Origin of the sequence: Desulfovibrio sp. OH1186_COT-070 (assembly GCF_003860215.1) — a bacterium.
Taxonomy (GTDB): domain Bacteria; phylum Desulfobacterota; class Desulfovibrionia; order Desulfovibrionales; family Desulfovibrionaceae; genus Desulfovibrio.
Genome location: NZ_RQYH01000124.1, coordinates 1 through 707 on the forward strand (window position 1 = coordinate 1; position 707 = coordinate 707).

Here is a 707-nt window from a genome sequence, read left to right on the forward strand (position 1 = left end):
CTATTAATCAGTATAAAAAATAATATAAAAGAGACATTCTTATTAATAAACCATTATATGCTTGTTTAATAAATATCACATTATCCATGTCATCTGTATCTGAAGAAAGTTCAGCTTCTCTTGGTCCAGGACTTAGAATAGGGATCCTATTCTTATCATTAAACTTTTCTTTAGATACTATCAAATTATTTTCTAATGATGGTTTTTCATCAACTTTTTCTGAATAAGCAGAATTAAAATCTGGAAGTTCAAAAGGTATGATATCTAATATATCTGCTTGCTCTAATACTCTTTCTACATTATGGACTATAGAATAATCAGTGTTTTTTAATAAATTTAAAATATCGCTATTTAATTCTTCTCCATTTGGCAATAGAAATATAATTTTCTTAATATCAAATTTTTCTAGACCTATAACAATAGAACGAATCACTCTACAATTAATATCTCCACCTATTCCTATAACTTTATCTTCTAAACCATTTAATTCTTTTGTCATCGTATATAAATCTAATAAAGCTTGCGTAGGGTGCTCATTTGTTCCATCTCCGGCATTAATCATAGGAATATGAGTGATCTTCGATGCTTTTTCAACAGTATAATTTTGAAAATGACGCATAACCATGATGTCTGAATACTGTTCAATATATTTAATAGTATCTGACATACTCTCGTCAAAATAATCATCAGTGCGTGCTACTTTAGGT

General features: G+C 28.0%; 1 protein-coding gene. It reads right to left on the bottom strand.

Annotation, left to right across the window (positions count from 1 at the left end; genetic code table 11):
* Nucleotides 1-7: 7 nt before the first annotated feature.
* Nucleotides 8-707: aspartate carbamoyltransferase (locus EII23_RS12170; RefSeq protein WP_124793560.1), on the bottom strand; the 700-nt coding region annotated here is incomplete at its 5' end.